Genomic DNA, 17,203 nt, shown 5'->3' with positions numbered 1-17,203 from the left:
GAACAAGCGTTCAGTTGCGGGAGGATTGGCGCATGTTCACAGCTTCAATGAATTTCGACCTTGGCGACGAGGTGAACGCCCTGCGCGACATGGTCCACCGCTGGGCGCAGGACCGCGTCAAACCCATGGCGGCAGAGATTGACCGCACCAACACCTTCCCCGCCGAATTATGGCGTGAAATGGGGGAATTGGGGCTTCTGGGGATTACCGTGTCCGAAACCTATGGTGGCGCCGACATGGGCTATCTGGCGCATGTTATCGCGGTGGAAGAAATCGCGCGCGCCTCGGCTTCGGTGTCGCTGTCTTACGGTGCGCATTCCAACCTGTGCGTCAACCAGATCAAGCTGAACGGAACGGATGCGCAGCGCGACCGCTATCTGCCCAAACTGGTCAGTGGTGAACATGTCGGTGCACTTGCCATGTCCGAAGCGGGCGCGGGGTCTGACGTGGTGGGCATGAAACTGCGCGCGGACAAGAAAAACGACCGCTATATCCTGAACGGCACCAAATACTGGATCACCAACGGGCCTGACGCCGATGTTCTGGTTGTCTATGCCAAAACCGACCCGTCGGCGGGGTCCAAGGGGATTACCGCATTCCTGATCGAAAAATCCATGACCGGGTTTTCCACCAGCCCGCATTTCGACAAGCTGGGCATGCGCGGGTCCAACACGGCAGAGCTGGTTTTTGAGGATGTGGAAGTCCCGTTTGACAATGTTCTGGGGGATGAAGGGCGCGGTGTGCGTGTGCTTATGTCAGGGCTTGATTATGAACGCGTGGTGCTGTCGGGCATTGGCACGGGCATCATGGCGGCCTGTCTTGATGAAATCATGCCCTATTTGCGCGACCGCCAGCAGTTCGGCCAACCCATCGGCAGCTTTCAACTGATGCAGGGCAAGATTGCCGACATGTACACGGCCATGAATTCCGCGCGCGCCTATGTCTATGAAGTGGCCAAGGCCTGTGACCGTGGCGCGGTCACGCGCGCGGATGCGGCGGCTTGCGTGCTATATGCGTCTGAACAGGCAATGGTGCAGGCGCATCAGGCCGTGCAGGCGATGGGCGGCGCAGGGTTCATGAATGACAGCCCCGTCAGCCGCCTGTTCCGCGACGCCAAGCTGATGGAAATCGGTGCCGGCACCTCCGAGATTCGCCGCATGCTTGTCGGGCGTGAATTGATGGGGGCAATGGGCTAGGATTCGGCCGTGCTTGTCAAAAGGAAAACCCCATGCGCCTGACCATCCTTCTCGCCGCCCTGATTGCCGTGCCTGCGACCGCCGCAGAATTTCGTTTCGATCCCGCCCCGACCGAGCGGTGCCTTGCCACATTGTCGGATAACGCGCAGGGTTATGACTGCATTGGTCGCGCGGCGACTGCGTGCATGGAACAGCCCGGCGGGGAAACGACCATCGGCATGGGGTTTTGTCTGGATGCGGAATTGGGTCTTTGGGATGACAAGCTGAATGGCGCATATCAGGCCCTGCGTGCGGACCTGACAGCGCAGGACGCGGACCGCACCAATGCCGCGATTTCGCTGTCTGACAGTGCGCGCGACATGCAGCGTGCATGGATCGGCTTTCGGGATGCGCGTTGCAGCTTTGAAGCGGCGCAATGGCAGGGGGGCACCGGGTCCAGCCCGGCCTTTCTGGGCTGTGCAGTGAACATGACCGCTGAACAGACGCTGTATCTGTGGTCCGTGCTGCACGGCGCGCGATAGCTATGGCGGGGGGGACCACCAATCCCATAGGAAAAGGGCGCCCCGATCCGGCGCGCCCGATGCCGTGGTCGGTGCCCCCGTCAGAACCGGTGAACGTAGGATATCGACGCAACCCAAGGATCGATCTTGGTCTTGCCGATATTTGTGCCGTCAAGCAGTACGTCCGACTGAATGTTGATATACCGCAGGTTCGCACGGATCGCGCTGCGCTCGCTTACCGCGAAATCGACACCCGCATTCAGCGCCAGTCCCCAGGAATCCTTGATCTTCAGGTTGCCAAGTGGCGATCTGGTGCTGAAGAAGCTGGTGTAATTGATGCCAGCGCCCAGAAACGGCGTAATCGCGCTGTCATTGGAAAAGTGATAGTTCAGCGAAACGGTTGGCGGCAGGTGTTTGGTGGTGCCCACCTGCACGCCGCCAAGGCTGATCGAATGGCGGAACGGCACCGCCGCCAGCAATTCGATACCCAGATTGTCCCGAATGAAATATTCCGCAGTCAGGATCGGGCGTGTGCTGCTGCCAATGCTGGCGGGAAGGGTTGCAAGCGTGCCGTTGTTGGATTTCGGGTTCACATGGCCGATGCCAACACCCAGCGTCCAGTCGCCGGCCTGTTGCGCCACGGCAGCCCCGCCCGCGAGTGCCAGTGCAGAAATTGCGCATATGGAAATGGATTTAATACTCATGATCGTTCCCTCGTTGTGCAAACAGCGCGGATGTTGCGGGACGGTCGGCACGGCTGCTTTGACCTGCATCAAATTGCCGTGCGGGGCGGCTGTGACGGAGTGTCGCAAGCCGGTGTCGCCCCGATCTCGGGTGTCACCGCGCGCGGCAATCAGACTAAGTTCCAAATCGGGGGTAGGGCATGAAGCTTGGGTCATCAGTGCTTGCTGGGTCAGAGGCGTTTCGCGCAAATCAAGCGGGGCATATCGCCGCCTTGGCAGAAGTCCGTGCCGCAATAGAACTCGCGCAGCTTGGCGGAGGAGAGAGGGCGCGCACGCGCCATCTGGCGCGTGGCAAGATGCTGCCGCGTGACCGCGTTGCCAATTTGCTGGATGCAGGCAGCCCGTTTCTGGAAGTGGGCGCGACCGCTGCGCACGGGCTTTATGACGGGGCGGCGCCCTGTGCGGGGGTGATCGCAGGGATCGGTCAGGTTTCCGGGCAGGAGTGTATGATCATCTGCAATGATGCCACCGTGAAGGGCGGCACCTACTACCCGATGACCGTCAAGAAGCATTTGCGCGCGCAGGAAATCGCCGAGGAAAACCACCTGCCTTGCATTTATCTGGTCGATAGCGGCGGTGCCAACCTGCCCAATCAGGACGAGGTGTTCCCCGACCGCGACCATTTCGGGCGCATTTTCTACAATCAGGCGCAGATGTCGGCCAAAGGGATCGCGCAGATTGCTGTCGTGATGGGGTCGTGCACTGCAGGCGGGGCCTATGTGCCTGCCATGTCCGATGTAACCATCATTGTGAAGGATCAGGGCACCATTTTTCTGGCAGGCCCGCCGCTGGTGAAGGCAGCAACGGGCGAGGTTGTCACTGCCGAGGATCTGGGCGGCGGCGACGTGCATACCCGCCTGTCGGGCGTGGCTGATTATCTGGCCGAAGATGACGCCCATGCGCTGGCGCTCGCACGCCGCGCGGTGGGCCACCTGAACCGCACGAAGCCTGCAACCGTTCAGTGGCAAACCCCCGAAGATCCCGCCTATGACCCGGACGAGATTTTTGGCGTCGTGCCTGCTGATCTGCGCACACCCTATGACATCCGCGAAGTGATCGCGCGCGTGGTTGACGGCTCGCGCTTTGATGAATTCAAACCCCGCTTCGGCGAAACGCTTGTCACGGGGTTTGCGCATGTCATGGGCTGCCCTGTCGGGATTGTCGCCAATAACGGGGTGCTGTTTTCCGAGGCGGCGGTGAAGGGCGCGCATTTTGTGGAATTGTGCAGCCAGCGCCGCATTCCACTGGTGTTCTTGCAGAATATCACCGGCTTCATGGTCGGGCGCAAATACGAGAATGAGGGCATCGCGCGACACGGGGCCAAAATGGTGACGGCGGTGGCCACGACATCAGTGCCCAAGATCACCATGCTGGTCGGCGGGTCTTTTGGCGCAGGCAATTACGGCATGGCGGGGCGTGCCTACAGCCCGCGTTTTCTGTGGTCATGGCCCAATAGTCGCATCTCCGTGATGGGGGGGGCACAGGCGGCGGGCGTCCTTGCCACCGTGAAGCGCGACGCGCTGGAACGTGCGGGCGAAAGCTGGAGTGCGGAGGATGAGGCCGAATTCAAGCGCCCCACCATCGAGATGTTCGAGCGCCAGTCCCACCCGCTCTACGCCAGTGCACGGCTTTGGGATGACGGCATCATCGACCCCCGCCAGACACGGCAGGTGCTGGCCTTGTCACTTTCGGCGGCATTGAATGCCCCGATCGGGGCCACGCGCTTTGGTGTGTTCCGGATGTAGAAAAGAAGCTGGCCTCCGGCGGGAGTATTTCTTGCAAGATGAAACTGTCCGGACTTCATCTTGCACGAAATACTCCGGGGGGCATCGTCGCAAGACGATGGGGGGCAGCGCCCCCGGATGGCGGTTAAGAAGGGATGCTTGAGCATGTTTGATAAAATCCTGATTGCCAATCGTGGCGAGATTGCGTGCCGCATCATCCGCACGGCTCAGTCCATGGGGGTGCGCACCGTCGCTGTCTATTCAGATGCAGATATGCAGGCGATGCATGTCGAACTGGCGGATCAGGCCGTCCATATCGGCGGGGCCGCACCGCGCGACAGCTACTTGCGCGGGGATGTCATCATTCGCGCAGCGCTGGACACTGGTGCGCAGGCCATCCATCCTGGATACGGGTTTCTGTCGGAAAATCCGGACTTTGTGGATGCGGTGACGGTGGCGGGTCTGGTGTTTATCGGCCCCTCGGCCAGTGCGATCCGCGCAATGGGGCTGAAGGACGCGGCCAAGGCGTTGATGCATGATGCCGGCGTGCCGGTTGTTCCCGGCTATCATGGCACCAATCAGGACCCAGAGCATCTGGCAGGCGCCGCTGATGCAATAGGTTACCCCGTGCTGATCAAGGCCGTGGCGGGCGGTGGGGGCAAGGGCATGCGACTGGTGGATACCCCATCGGATTTCATGGACGCGCTTGAAAGTGCCCGGGGCGAGGCGGCGACCGCTTTCGGAAATGAGGCGGTTCTTATTGAAAAATATGTCACCAAGCCCCGCCATATCGAGGTGCAGGTGTTTGGTGATGGCGTGGACGCGCTGCATCTGTTCGAGCGCGACTGCTCGCTTCAGCGGCGCCATCAGAAAGTTATAGAGGAAGCCCCCGCACCCGGCATGACCGCGCAGATGCGCGCTGCCATGGGGCAGGCCGCAGTGCGCGCCGCCCGCGCGATCGGGTATGCTGGTGCCGGCACTGTGGAATTTATCGTTGACGGCAGTGACGGGCTGCGTCCGGACAGGTTCTGGTTCATGGAAATGAACACCCGTTTGCAGGTAGAACACCCCGTAACCGAAGCCATCACAGGTGTGGATCTGGTGGAGTGGCAGTTGCGCGTGGCCTCGGGCGAGGGGTTGCCTTGTGCGCAGGACCAGCTGTCGATTAACGGACACGCGTTCGAGGCGCGGCTATATGCAGAGGATGTCGCGGCGGGTTTCCTGCCTGCAACCGGCAGGCTGGCGCATTTGCAGTTCTGTCCGAATGCGCGGTTTGATACCGGCGTGCGCGCGGGCGATGAGATCAGTCCGTGGTATGACCCGATGATTGCCAAAGTCATAACGCATGGACAAAGCCGCGCCATCGCCCTTTCTCGGATGCAGGCCGCGCTGGCGGCAACCGAAGTCGCAGGCTCGGTCACAAATCTGGCGTTTCTTGGGGCATTGACGCGGCATGCAGGATTTCGTGCGGGCGATGTGGATACCGGCCTGATTGCCCGCGATATTGACGGTCTGACCCGAACGGCGGCGCCAGGTTCTGATGAGCTGGCAGTGGCGGCGGCCTGCGCGATTGAACTGGACGGGTTGACCCATCCGCTTGCGGGGTTCAGCCCGACCGGACCTGTCTGGCGCGATGTCTGCTTGATGCTTGGCGATGACCGGCATGACCTGCGGATTGCCGTGACGGGACCGGCGCAAGCGTTGGTCGCAATTGGCGATACGCAGCTAGAAGTGACCGCTGATAAGGCAGGTTACCATATGGCGGGCGGGCGGTATCGCGCCCGCAATATCAATGGTCACGTCTACATATTTGCTGCAACGCCGCGCATTTTCACGCTTCTGGACCCGTTGCACCAGCAAGGCGCGCAGGGCATGGGGGCGGATAGTGTGACCGCCCCCATGCCCGGACAGGTCAAGGCGGTGTTTGTCGCTGTTGGCGACGATGTGGCGGAAGGAGCGCGGCTGGTGATACTGGAGGCCATGAAGATGGAACACACGCTGACGGCAAGTCGCGCGGGCCGTGTTGCAGAAGTGCTGGCAAGTGCAGGCGCGCAGGTCGAGGCAGGGGCCGCACTGGTGCGTCTGGAGGAGCGGGAGGAATGAACACGCCCGAAATCCGGTCCGGCAGCTATCCGGCCTTCTCGCGGATTTCAGGCAGGGCGCTTGGATTAGGGGGGCAGGTATGATCCGGCTATGGCATGTTGCGCAATCGCGTTCATTTCGTGTGCTATGGTTTCTGGAAGAAATCAGCGCCGAGTATGACCTTGTCGCGTGCAGTTTCTTCGACCGGTCGCTGCGCGATGCGGCGCATCTGGCGCGCTCGCCTGCCGGGCGTGTCCCTGCAATCGAGATTGACGGCCTGCCCATGCATGAAAGCGGCGCAATTCTGTTATATCTGGCCGAAAGGCTGGCCCCGCAACTGCGCATCGCCGAAGGGGCGCCCGCGCGCGCCGCATTCCTGCAAGGTCTGCATTATGCCGAAACGCTTGGTGCGCATCTGGCGAACCTGACGCAGCATCACATCGTCCTGCGTGACGACTGGATGCGCTCGCCCACTGTCATGCGGCTGGAGGCGCGCCGCCTTGAAAACGCGCTTCGCGCCATCGGGCCGGATTGGGTGGCAGGGCAGTTCAGCGTGGCCGACATTGCGATTGGGTATGCAGTGTGCATGGCGCAACGCTTCGTGCCCTTGCCACAGACCACCGCGCGTTATGCAGATATGGTCCTTGAACGGCCAGCCTTCCAGCGCGCCATGCAAAAGGACGGGCCGGCGCAGATTTACACGCGTGACTTCTATGCGCCGCCAGAGGGATGAGATATGGCATATGTTGAAATATTCGAAGTTGGCCCCCGTGACGGGCTACAGAATGAGAAGCGTCTGATCCCGACATCTGACAAGGTCGCACTGGTAAACTGCCTGAGTGGCGCGGGGTTCAGGCGCATCGAGGTAGCGAGTTTTGTCAGCCCGAAATGGGTGCCGCAAATGGCTGATTCCGCTGATGTTCTGGCGTTGATTACCCGCATGGACAATGTGCGCTATGCAGCACTGGTGCCCAATATGCGGGGTTTCACGGCTGCTTTGGCTGCGCGCGCGAGTGAGATTGCGATTTTCGCATCAGCATCGGAGGGGTTCAGCAAGGCAAACCTGAATTGTTCGGTTTCCGAAAGTCTGGAACGCCTTGCCCCTGTGGCTGATGCCGCCCGTGATGCAGGAATTCCCGTTCGGGGGTATGTGTCCTGCGTGACCGATTGCCCCTTTGACGGGGCTGTTGCGCCGGATGACGTGGTGCGCGTGGTGTCGCAACTGCGCGATATGGGGTGCTATGAAATCAGCCTGGGTGATACGCTGGGGCAAGCCCGACCCGAGCGGATTGCAGATATGCTGCGCGCGGTATTGCAGGACATGCCGGCAAGCATGCTGGCGGGGCATTACCATGATACGGCCGGCCGCGCGCAGGCGAATATTGAAGTCTCGCTAGAATACGGGCTGCGGGTTTTTGACGCGGCGGTGGGCGGGCTTGGTGGCTGTCCTTATGCGCCGGGGGCGTCAGGAAATGTCGCAACCGAATCTGTTCATGACTGGCTGGTGGCGCGGGGCTGGAACACCGCGCTGGACCGCGATGTTCTGGAACGCGCCGCGCGTATGGCGCAAGGCTTGTGCAAGGGAACACCTGATGTTTGAAACGATTGCGATCAATACGGACGCGCGCGGGGTGGCAACGCTGGAACTTGCGCGGCCAGAAAAACACAACGCCATGTCTGCGCAGATGATTGCGGAACTGACCGCCGCAGCCGCGCAGCTTGCAGCGGATGATACCGTGCGTGTTGTGGTTTTGACCGGCGCTGGGAAAAGTTTCTGTGCGGGCGGTGATCTGGGGTGGATGCAGGACCAGATGCGCGCGGATGACGCGACCCGCGCGGCCGAGGCGCGAAAGCTGGCAGATATGCTAGGTGCGCTGAACAGTCTGCCCAAACCCTTGATCGGGCGGGTGCAGGGACAAGCCTTCGGTGGCGGGGTTGGCCTGATGGCCATATGCGATGTGGCCATCGGTGTTCAGGGTGCCAAATTCGGGCTGACAGAAACCCGTCTGGGGCTGATACCCGCGACCATTGGCCCCTATGTTCTGGCACGGATGGGGCAGGCGATGGCGCGGCGCGTGTTCATGTCCGCGCGGGTTTTCGGGGCCGAGGAAGCCGTGACCCTTGGCCTGCTGGCCCGCGCTGTTGCCCCGCAGGATCTGGATATGGTGGTTGAGGAGGAAATCGCGCCCTATCTGGCCTGTGCGCCGGGCGCGGTCGCGCGTGCCAAGGCCCTTGCCCTGCGTCTTGGGGGCACTTCGCCAGAGGGGGCCGTGGATCATTCCATCAGCGAACTGGTATCTGCATGGCAATCACCGGAAGCGCAGGAAGGAATCAGCGCCTTCTTCGCGCGGCGCAAACCGGCCTGGCACGGCTGAAAGATGGGCGCGGGTGGAACCCGTCGGCGAGGGGCGCGTATCTGTCGATATAGCGGCCTGTGAAATATCGCAACGCGCCACATGGCCGGTATGCAATTGTATTCAATGCGTGGTTTTTTCGTGAAATGGACGTGCGGCTTTGGTTGACCCCACCGGTTTACAGGAGTAGATGAAGGGCAGCCAAGTTGCGGTTCAGAAGGTCTGCGGCCCTCAGGGTGCCTCTGTTCCCGCGCGAAAAAGGAGCCAAAGGTGGAAGACCTACTTGCATCCTACCTGCCCATTCTGATTTTCCTTGGAATCGCTGTTGTGCTTGGATTGGTGTTGCTTTTGTCGGCAATCATCATCGCAGTGCGCAACCCCGATCCCGAGAAGCTGTCCATCTATGAATGCGGGTTCAACGCATTCGATGATGCGCGCATGAAATTCGATGTCCGATTCTATCTGGTGGCAATTCTGTTCATCATCTTCGATCTGGAAATCGCGTTCCTGTTCCCGTGGGGCGTGGCTTTTTCCGAAATGTCGATGACGGCGTTCTGGTCGATGATGGTGTTCCTTGGGGTTCTGACCGTCGGCTTCGCATATGAATGGAAGAAAGGGGCGCTGGAATGGGAGTGATGACCGGGGCGAATACCGCAGGCGGGGATCGCGAAGTTGCCACGCAGGCGTTGAACCGCGAATTGCAGGACAAGGGGTTTCTGCTGACCTCGACCGAGGATGTCATAAACTGGGCGCGCAACGGGTCGCTGCACTGGATGACATTTGGTCTGGCCTGTTGCGCGGTCGAAATGATCCACGTCGCCATGCCGCGCTACGACGTGGAACGCTTCGGCACGGCCCCGCGCGCAACCCCGCGCCAGTCCGACCTTATGATCGTTGCAGGAACGCTGACCAACAAGATGGCCCCCGCGCTGCGCAAGGTCTATGACCAGATGCCGGAGCCGCGTTATGTCATCTCGATGGGGTCTTGCGCCAATGGCGGGGGCTACTACCATTACAGCTATTCTGTCGTGCGGGGCTGCGACCGCATTGTGCCGGTTGATATTTATGTGCCCGGCTGCCCACCCACGGCAGAGGCGCTGTTGTATGGCATCATGCAATTGCAACGCAAGATACGCCGCACAGGCACATTGGTCAGGTAAGGGGTCGGCATATGTCGGATGCAATGAAGGAACTTGCCGGTCAGTTGGAGCTGCGCATGGCCGATGCGGTTGTCAGCCATGAAACCGCGTTTGGCGAATTGACTGTGGTGACCACGCTTGCGCAGTTGCCCAAACTTGTGCGCTTTTTGCAAAGCGATGAAAATATGCGGTTTTCAACGCTTGTGGATATCACGGCCGTGGATTGGCCCGGCCGCCGTAAACGGTTCGACGTGGTCTATCATCTTCTGTCGATGTATCGTAACCACCGCATCCGGCTGAAGGTCGAACTGGGCGAGCAGGACATTGCGCCATCAATCACCGACATTCACCCCAGCGCGAACTGGTTCGAGCGTGAAGTGTTCGACATGTTCGGCATCCTGTTTTCCGGCCATCCGGATTTGCGGCGCATTCTGACGGATTACGGCTTTCGCGGGTATCCGCTGCGCAAGGATTTCCCGACAACCGGCTACACCGAAGTACGTTATGACGAGGCGCTTAAGCGTGTGGTGTATGAACCGGTCCAGCTTGTGCAGGAATATCGCCAGTTTGATTTCATGTCCCCTTGGGAAGGCGCAGATTATATTCTTCCGGGTGATGAGAAGAAGGAGGCTGCTACATGATGGACGGCTCCAAGGGATTTGAGGATGCCCAGACGGGCGAACAGAAAATCCGCAATTTCAACATCAACTTCGGCCCTCAGCACCCTGCGGCACATGGTGTGCTGCGCCTTGTTCTGGAACTGGACGGCGAGATTGTGGAACGCTGCGACCCGCATATCGGGCTTTTGCATCGTGGCACCGAAAAGCTGATGGAAAGCCGCACATATTTGCAGAACCTGCCGTATTTCGACCGGCTGGATTATGTGGCGCCCATGAATCAGGAACATGCATGGTGTCTGGCGATTGAACGCCTGACAGGCGTGCAGGTGCCGCGCCGCGCGTCGCTGATCCGCGTGTTATACAGCGAAATCGGGCGTATCCTAAGCCATTTGCTGAACGTGACAACGGGCGCACTGGATGTCGGCGCGCTGACACCCCCGCTATGGGGGTTCGAGGAACGCGAGAAGCTGATGGTCTTTTATGAACGCGCCTGCGGGGCGCGGCTGCATGCGGCCTATTTCCGTCCCGGCGGCGTGCATCAGGATCTGCCGCCGGCGCTTCTGGATGATATCGAGGCGTGGGCGCATAATTTCCCGAAGGTGCTGGATGATATCGACGGGCTGCTGACAGAAAACCGGATCTTCAAGCAGCGTCTGTGCGATATCGGCGTCGTTTCCGAACAGGAAGCCCTCGATTGGGGTTTCTCGGGGGTCATGGTGCGCGGGTCCGGTATGGCGTGGGACTTGCGGCGCGCTCAGCCCTATGAATGCTATGACGAGTTTGATTTCAATGTGGCGGTTGGCAAGAATGGTGACTGCTATGACCGCTATCTTGTGCGCATGGCCGAGATGCGGGAATCAACCAAGATAATCCTGCAAGCGATTGAGAAATTGCGCGCCCCCGAAGGGCAGGGCGACGTTCTGGCACGCGGCAAGATCACCCCGCCACAGCGTGCGGACATGAAAACCTCCATGGAAAGCCTGATCCACCATTTCAAGCTGTATACCGAAGGGTTCCATGTTCCCGCAGGCGAAGTTTACGCTGCGGTCGAAGCGCCAAAAGGCGAATTCGGGGTCTATCTGGTCGCGGATGGCACCAATAAACCGTATCGTGCGAAACTGCGTGCGCCGGGCTATCTGCATCTGCAAGCCATGGACCATGTCGCCAAAGGGCACCAACTGGCCGATGTGGCCGCCATCATCGCCACCATGGATGTGGTGTTCGGAGAGATTGACCGCTAATGCTGCGCCGCCTGCACCCAGACCAACCCGCTTCTTTCGCGTTTACGCCCGCCAATCAGGCATGGGCGGAAGCGCAGATCACCAAATACCCCGAAGGCCGTCAGGCCTCGGCGATCATACCGCTTTTGTGGCGCGCGCAGGAACAGGAAGGCTGGCTGACGCGCCCCGCGATTGAACATATCGCCGACATGCTGGGCATGGCCTATATCCGCGCGCTGGAAGTGGCGACATTCTATTTTATGTTCCAGTTGCAGCCCGTCGGGTCCGTTGCGCATTTTCAGGTCTGCGGCACGCTGTCTTGCATGATTTGCGGGGCGGAAAAGCTGATTGAAGTGTGCAAACAGAAGATTGCGCCGCGCGCGCACATGTTGTCGGCAGATGGCAAATTCAGTTGGGAAGAAGTGGAATGCCTTGGGGCATGTTCGAACGCGCCCATGGTTCAGATCGGCAAGGACTATTACGAAGACCTGACAGCCGAAGGCTTCGCGCAACTGATCGACGATCTGGCTGCCGGCAAGGTGCCCACAGCAGGGCCGCAAAACGGGCGCTTTGCATCGGAACCCTTGGGCGGGGCAACCACGCTGAAGGATTACACAGGCGAAGCGCAGAACGGGTCTGTGGCGTTGGCCACAAGCATTGGTGACACGATCAAGCGCATTGACGGCAGCGAAGTGCCGCTGCTGACGCCGTGGCAGGACAAACCCGCCAAGGCAAGCAAGCGCAAGGTCACCGCCAAGACCATCAAGGATCATGAGCCGAAACCGGCGCTGTCCACCCCCGTGGATGACACTGGCGTTTCCAAACAAGAAGCGCAGGCCGTCAAGAAGGGCAACCCGAAGACATCAGCAAAACGGGCCAAAGCCGCATCTGCGCAGCCCGAGATGCTGAAAGCGCCCAAGGGCAAGGCAGACGATCTGAAGAAGCTGAAAGGCGTTGGCCCGAAGCTGGAAGGCACCCTGAACGAACTGGGCGTGTTCCATTTCTGGCAAGTCGCGGCATGGACTGATGATGATGTGGCTTGGGTGGATGAGCGGCTGAAATTCAAGGGCCGGATCGAACGGGATGGCTGGATTGATCAGGCCAAAATTCTTGCCGAAGGCGGCGAGACTGAATTTTCCAAACGCGCCAAGTAGTGCAACAGGATGAAAGCGTATGGCAAAACCTTCCCCTCGCGACATGGCCTTGGCCCGGCAAGCACGGCTTGCGGGCGTGGTCATGGCTGCGGCGATCGTGGCTTGGGTCGTTTTGGGATGGATGGGTCGCGAATTCGGCTGGGATCCACGCTACGCATTCTTGATAGATTTCGCAGCGCTGGCAGGGTTTGCCTGGGCGTTGATCGTAACATTCCGCATCTGGCGGCAAGGCAAGCGCGACAAATGACGCGCAGACAAGGGTAAAGATCATGCTTGACGATCAGGATCGCATCTTCACCAATATTTACGGCATGCATGACCGGTCCCTGAAGGGGGCGATTGCGCGCGGCCATTGGGATGGCACGAAGAACATCCTGCAAAAGGGGCGCGACTGGATCATTGACGAAATGAAGCAGTCGGGCCTGCGCGGGCGGGGTGGTGCGGGCTTTCCGACCGGCCTGAAATGGTCCTTCATGCCCAAGGAAAGCGACGGGCGGCCTGCATATCTGGTCGTGAATGCCGACGAATCCGAACCCGGCACCTGCAAAGACCGCGAGATTATGCGCCATGATCCGCATACCCTGATCGAAGGGTGTCTGATTGCCAGTTTCGCAATGAATGCGCATACCTGCTACATCTATATCCGCGGCGAATATATTCGGGAACGCGAAGCGTTGCAGAACGCCATTGATGAAGCCTATGAGGCTGGATTGATCGGCAAGAATGCCAGCGGGTCGGGCTGGGATTTCGACCTGTTCCTGCATCACGGCGCAGGCGCCTATATTTGTGGCGAGGAAACGGCCCTTCTGGAAAGCCTTGAAGGCAAGAAGGGCATGCCGCGCATGAAACCGCCATTTCCAGCAGGCGCGGGCCTGTATGGCTGCCCGACCACGGTAAATAATGTGGAATCGATTGCTGTTGTGCCCACGATCCTGCGCCGTGGCGGCGCATGGTTCGCGGGGTTTGGCCGTCCGAATAATGCGGGCACGAAGTTGTTTGCCATTTCCGGCCATGTGAACCGCCCCTGCGTCGTCGAAGAAGCGATGTCGATCACGTTCGAGGAATTGATCGAGAAGCATTGCGGCGGCATTCGCGGCGGTTGGGACAATTTGCAGGCGGTCATTCCCGGCGGGTCATCCGTGCCCTGTGTCCGAGGCGAGAAGATGCGCGATGCGATCATGGATTTCGATTATCTGCGCAGCGATCTGGGATCGGGCCTTGGCACGGCGGCGGTGATTGTCATGGACAAGCAGACCGACATCATCAAGGCCATCTGGCGATTGTCGAAATTCTACAAGCACGAAAGCTGCGGCCAGTGCACGCCGTGCCGCGAAGGCACCGGCTGGATGATGCGCGTCATGGACCGCCTTGTGCGCGGCGAGGCCGAGGTCGAGGAAATCGAGATGTTGTGGGATGTGACCAAGCAGGTCGAAGGCCACACCATCTGTGCACTTGGCGATGCGGCGGCATGGCCCATTCAGGGCCTGATCCGGAATTTCCGCGATGAAATCGTAGACAGGATCAAGGCACAGAAACGTGGTGCATCTGTTCAAGTGGCGGCGGAGTGATCGAATGAAACACCTTGCTTTCACAAGATTTGATGTGAAATCAGCATTGGCCGGTCTGGGGGTTGCCCTGGTGCTGGCAAGCCCGATCCGCGCTGATGCCATGCCGCAATCCGATGTGAATGCGGCCCTGCGCGGCAATGCTGACGTCTATAACGGGTTGTTCACGGCTGCATTGATAAAACATATCGTTGATGCCTGTCCGGATTTGCAGGGACCGAACCGCCTGCAACGGGTCACATTCTTTATGGGGCTGTACAATCAGGCGCGCGGCATGGGTTTCAGCCGCGCCCAGATCGAAGCATTTGTTGACGACGAAACCGAACAGCAACGCCTGCAAGGCGTGGTTGATGGCTACCTTACGCAGGCGGGCGTTGACCCGTCCAACACGCAGGCGGTCTGCACCTATGCGCGGGCCGAAATGGCCGACCGTTCGGCACTTGGCCGCAGATTGCGGGAGAGATAACACATGTCAGACCTTCGCAAGATCATCATTGACGGGAAAGAAGTCGAAGTTCCCATTTCGATGACGCTGATTCAGGCCTGTGAACAGGCTGGCGTGGAAGTGCCGCGCTTTTGCTATCATGAACGTCTGTCGATTGCCGGCAACTGCCGCATGTGTCTGGTCGAGGTTGTGGGCGGCCCGCCCAAACCTGCGGCAAGCTGTGCCATGCAGGTGCGCGACCTGCGCCCCGGCCCCGAAGGACAGCCGCCGGTGATCAAGACCAACAGCCCCATGGTCAAGAAGGCCCGTGAAGGGGTCATGGAGTTTCTGCTGATCAACCATCCGCTGGATTGTCCGATTTGCGATCAGGGCGGCGAATGCGATTTGCAGGATCAGGCCATGGCCTATGGCGTGGATTTTTCGCGCTACCGTGAACCCAAACGCGCCAGCGAGGATATGCAGCTGGGGCCATTGGTAGAAACCCATATGACGCGGTGTATTTCCTGCACGCGTTGCGTGCGTTTTACCACCGAGGTGGCGGGCCAGACCGTCATGGGCCAGACCGGACGCGGCGAGGATGCTGAAATCACCACCTATCTGGGCGCATTGGTGGACTCGGAACTGGTGGGCAATATTGTCGACCTGTGCCCCGTGGGCGCGCTGGTGTCCAAACCCTACAGCTTTACTGCGCGGCCGTGGGAATTGACCAAGACCGAAACCATCGACGTGATGGACGCGCTGGGGTCCAATATTCGTGTGGATACCAAGGGTCGCGAAGTCATGCGTATTCTGCCACGCAACCATGATGGCGTGAACGAAGAATGGCTGTCGGACAAATCGCGTTATGTCTGGGACGGGTTGAAGCGCCAGCGCCTTGACCGCCCCTATATCCGCGAGAATGGCAAGCTGCGGGTTGCCACATGGCCCGAAGCGCTGGAAACGGCTGCAAATGCTATCAAGGGCAAGAAGGTTGCGGGCCTGATCGGCGATTTGTCGTCAGTGGAAGCGGCCTATGCACTGAAACTGCTGGTCGAAGGGCAGGGCGGCACGCTGGAATGCCGTGTGGATGGTGCCAAACTGCCTGCGGGCAACCGGTCGGCCTATGTGGGCACCGCGACAATCGAAGATATTGACCACGCAAAGCGTATCTACCTGATTGGCACGAACCCGCGCGCCGAAGCGCCGGTTCTGAATGCGCGCATTCGCAAGGCATGGCTGGCGGGCGCGGATGTGACGCGCATAGGCACGGCAGTCGATCTGACCTATGACGTGATCGAAGGCGGCACAGACCGCGCTGCGCTGGAAAAACTGGTCAAAGCCGCGAAATCCGATGAGGCCGAGGCACTGGTTATCGTGGGCCAGGGTGCCCTGCGCGAAGCTGATGGCGAAGCGGTGCTGGCGCAAGCCATGGCGCTGGCTGACAAGATCGGCGGGCGTTTGCTGGTTCTGCACACGGCAGCAAGCCGCGTTGGCGCGCTGGATCTGGGCTGCGTGACGGATGGCGGGCTTGATGCCGCCACCAAGGACGCCGAAGTGATCTATAACCTTGGCGCAGATGAGATTGACATCGCACCGGGCGCGTTTGTCATCTATCAGGGCAGCCATGGGGACCGCGGCGCGCACCGTGCCGACCTTATTCTGCCTGCCGCCGCCTATACCGAAGAACCGGGGATCTTCGTCAATACCGAAGGGCGCCCGCAACTGGCCCTGCGCGCAGGCTTTGCACCCGGTGATGCCAAGGAAAACTGGGCGATCCTGCGTGCGCTATCGGCGGAACTGGGCGCAACCCTGCCGTTTGACACCATCAGCGCCCTGCGCCAACAATTGACAGATGCGGTGCCGCATCTTGGTGATATTGACGTTATACCGGAAAACGCGTGGCAGGCCCTTGCCGCCAAACCATTGGGCAAGGCCGATTTCCGCTATGCTGTTGATGATTTCTACCTGACCAACCCGATTGCCCGTGCATCCAGCCTTATGGCCGAATTGTCTGCCATGGCCAAGGCGCGCGGCCAGTCCAAGATCGCTGCGGAGTGACATGAGTGTGGCGCACCCTTCATATGCCGCTTGTCACCCTCGCCCTGTCGGGCGGGTTGATGGCATGTGGAAACGGGGATCGGGTGCGCGTGCCAATGTCGCCGCCGTCGGATGCGCAATATCTGGGGGTGCAAACCCGTCTGCTGGAAGGCGATCTGGTCAGTTTTGTCGTGCGCATGGACGGCGCGCGGGGGCGCGAGGATGTGATCGCCTATTCCCGCTGCGCGGCTGCACAATACACCCTGATCCGCGGCTACAGTTTTGCACGCCACGTCAGGACAAATGCAACGCAAACCGCTGGCATCTGGCAGGCGGATGGGGTTTACACCATCTCGCCGGACCTGCCGCCCGGTCTGCGCAACATGGACGCCGAGGTGATCGTCGCGGATTGCCACGAGCAGGGCATTCCCACAGTCTGAGGAAT

General features: G+C 60.1%; 18 protein-coding genes. 17 read left to right on the top strand and 1 reads right to left on the bottom strand.

Annotation, left to right across the window (positions count from 1 at the left end):
• Positions 1-32 precede the first annotated feature (32 nt).
• Together ACTIE1_RS04845 and ACTIE1_RS04840 are read left to right on the top strand one after the other, a co-directional pair.
• A complete protein-coding gene (locus ACTIE1_RS04845) occupies positions 33-1,196 on the top strand; it encodes an isovaleryl-CoA dehydrogenase (RefSeq protein WP_439562254.1) in 1,164 nt (387 codons plus the stop codon).
• Between the two features lie 32 nt (positions 1,197-1,228).
• Entirely contained in the window at positions 1,229-1,717 is a 489-nt protein-coding gene (locus tag ACTIE1_RS04840; RefSeq protein ID WP_439562253.1) for a lysozyme inhibitor LprI family protein, read from the top strand.
• An 80-nt stretch (positions 1,718-1,797) separates the two neighbouring features.
• Here the strand turns inward: ACTIE1_RS04840 and ACTIE1_RS04835 are convergent, their stop codons facing one another.
• The gene (locus tag ACTIE1_RS04835) at positions 1,798-2,400 is read right to left on the bottom strand and encodes an OmpW/AlkL family protein (RefSeq protein ID WP_439562252.1); all 603 of its coding nucleotides are present in this window, start codon (positions 2,398-2,400) and stop codon (positions 1,798-1,800) included.
• A gap of 179 nt (positions 2,401-2,579) precedes the next feature.
• On the opposite strand from ACTIE1_RS04835, the gene ACTIE1_RS04830 reads away from it, so the two are divergent.
• The 15 genes from ACTIE1_RS04830 to ACTIE1_RS04760 all read left to right on the top strand — a co-directional run bounded on the left by ACTIE1_RS04830 (position 2,580) and on the right by ACTIE1_RS04760 (position 17,198).
• Positions 2,580-4,184, top strand: a complete 1,605-nt coding sequence (locus ACTIE1_RS04830; protein ID WP_439562251.1) for a carboxyl transferase domain-containing protein — start codon at positions 2,580-2,582, stop codon at positions 4,182-4,184.
• Positions 4,185-4,328: 144 nt separating this feature from the next.
• Entirely contained in the window at positions 4,329-6,266 is a 1,938-nt protein-coding gene (locus ACTIE1_RS04825; RefSeq protein WP_439562250.1) for an acetyl/propionyl/methylcrotonyl-CoA carboxylase subunit alpha, read from the top strand.
• A gap of 79 nt (positions 6,267-6,345) precedes the next feature.
• On the top strand, positions 6,346-6,978 hold the full coding sequence (locus ACTIE1_RS04820) for a glutathione S-transferase family protein (RefSeq protein ID WP_439562249.1): 633 nt from the start codon (positions 6,346-6,348) through the stop codon (positions 6,976-6,978).
• Positions 6,979-6,981: 3 nt separating this feature from the next.
• Positions 6,982-7,845: a hydroxymethylglutaryl-CoA lyase gene (locus ACTIE1_RS04815; protein WP_439562248.1), complete on the top strand. Its 864-nt coding sequence runs from the start codon at positions 6,982-6,984 to the stop codon at positions 7,843-7,845.
• Positions 7,838-8,620 (top strand): crotonase/enoyl-CoA hydratase family protein, encoded by a 783-nt coding sequence (locus ACTIE1_RS04810; RefSeq protein WP_439562247.1) that lies wholly within the window; start codon positions 7,838-7,840, stop codon positions 8,618-8,620. The genes ACTIE1_RS04815 and ACTIE1_RS04810 overlap by 8 nt, the downstream gene beginning before the upstream one ends.
• A 249-nt stretch (positions 8,621-8,869) precedes the next feature.
• Positions 8,870-9,235: an NADH-quinone oxidoreductase subunit A gene (locus tag ACTIE1_RS04805; RefSeq protein WP_439562246.1), complete on the top strand. Its 366-nt coding sequence runs from the start codon at positions 8,870-8,872 to the stop codon at positions 9,233-9,235.
• On the top strand, positions 9,226-9,759 hold the full coding sequence (locus ACTIE1_RS04800; RefSeq protein WP_439562245.1) for a NuoB/complex I 20 kDa subunit family protein: 534 nt from the start codon (positions 9,226-9,228) through the stop codon (positions 9,757-9,759). Before ACTIE1_RS04805 ends, ACTIE1_RS04800 begins: the two co-directional genes overlap by 10 nt.
• An 11-nt stretch (positions 9,760-9,770) precedes the next feature.
• Complete coding sequence (locus ACTIE1_RS04795; RefSeq protein WP_439562244.1) at positions 9,771-10,379, top strand: NADH-quinone oxidoreductase subunit C; 609 nt, start codon at positions 9,771-9,773, stop codon at positions 10,377-10,379.
• On the top strand, positions 10,376-11,599 hold the full coding sequence (locus ACTIE1_RS04790; protein WP_439562243.1) for an NADH-quinone oxidoreductase subunit D: 1,224 nt from the start codon (positions 10,376-10,378) through the stop codon (positions 11,597-11,599). The genes ACTIE1_RS04795 and ACTIE1_RS04790 overlap by 4 nt, the downstream gene beginning before the upstream one ends.
• Positions 11,599-12,732, top strand: coding sequence for an NADH-quinone oxidoreductase subunit E (locus ACTIE1_RS04785; RefSeq protein WP_439562242.1), 1,134 nt, complete (start codon positions 11,599-11,601; stop codon positions 12,730-12,732). The genes ACTIE1_RS04790 and ACTIE1_RS04785 overlap by 1 nt, the downstream gene beginning before the upstream one ends.
• A 19-nt stretch (positions 12,733-12,751) precedes the next feature.
• Entirely contained in the window at positions 12,752-12,979 is a 228-nt protein-coding gene (locus ACTIE1_RS04780) for a DUF5337 domain-containing protein (protein ID WP_439562241.1), read from the top strand.
• Positions 12,980-13,001: 22 nt separating this feature from the next.
• Positions 13,002-14,300 carry an NADH-quinone oxidoreductase subunit NuoF gene (gene nuoF, locus ACTIE1_RS04775; RefSeq protein ID WP_439562240.1) on the top strand — a complete coding sequence of 433 codons (1,299 nt, stop codon included), beginning with the start codon at positions 13,002-13,004 and terminating at the stop codon, positions 14,298-14,300.
• 4 nt (positions 14,301-14,304) lie between these two features.
• On the top strand, positions 14,305-14,763 hold the full coding sequence (locus ACTIE1_RS04770) for a DUF5333 family protein (RefSeq protein ID WP_439562239.1): 459 nt from the start codon (positions 14,305-14,307) through the stop codon (positions 14,761-14,763).
• 3 nt (positions 14,764-14,766) lie between these two features.
• Positions 14,767-16,779, top strand: a complete 2,013-nt coding sequence (nuoG, locus tag ACTIE1_RS04765) for an NADH-quinone oxidoreductase subunit NuoG (RefSeq protein ID WP_439562238.1) — start codon at positions 14,767-14,769, stop codon at positions 16,777-16,779.
• A 59-nt stretch (positions 16,780-16,838) separates the two neighbouring features.
• Positions 16,839-17,198 (top strand): hypothetical protein, encoded by a 360-nt coding sequence (locus ACTIE1_RS04760; RefSeq protein WP_439562379.1) that lies wholly within the window; start codon positions 16,839-16,841, stop codon positions 17,196-17,198.
• The last annotated feature ends 5 nt before the right edge of the window (positions 17,199-17,203 follow it).

Origin of the sequence: Roseinatronobacter sp., assembly GCF_051859525.1 — a bacterium.
Classification (GTDB): Bacteria; Pseudomonadota; Alphaproteobacteria; order Rhodobacterales; family Rhodobacteraceae; genus Roseinatronobacter.
Note: the sequence above shows the minus strand (reverse complement) of the source record. Positions and strands in the feature narration are given on the sequence as shown.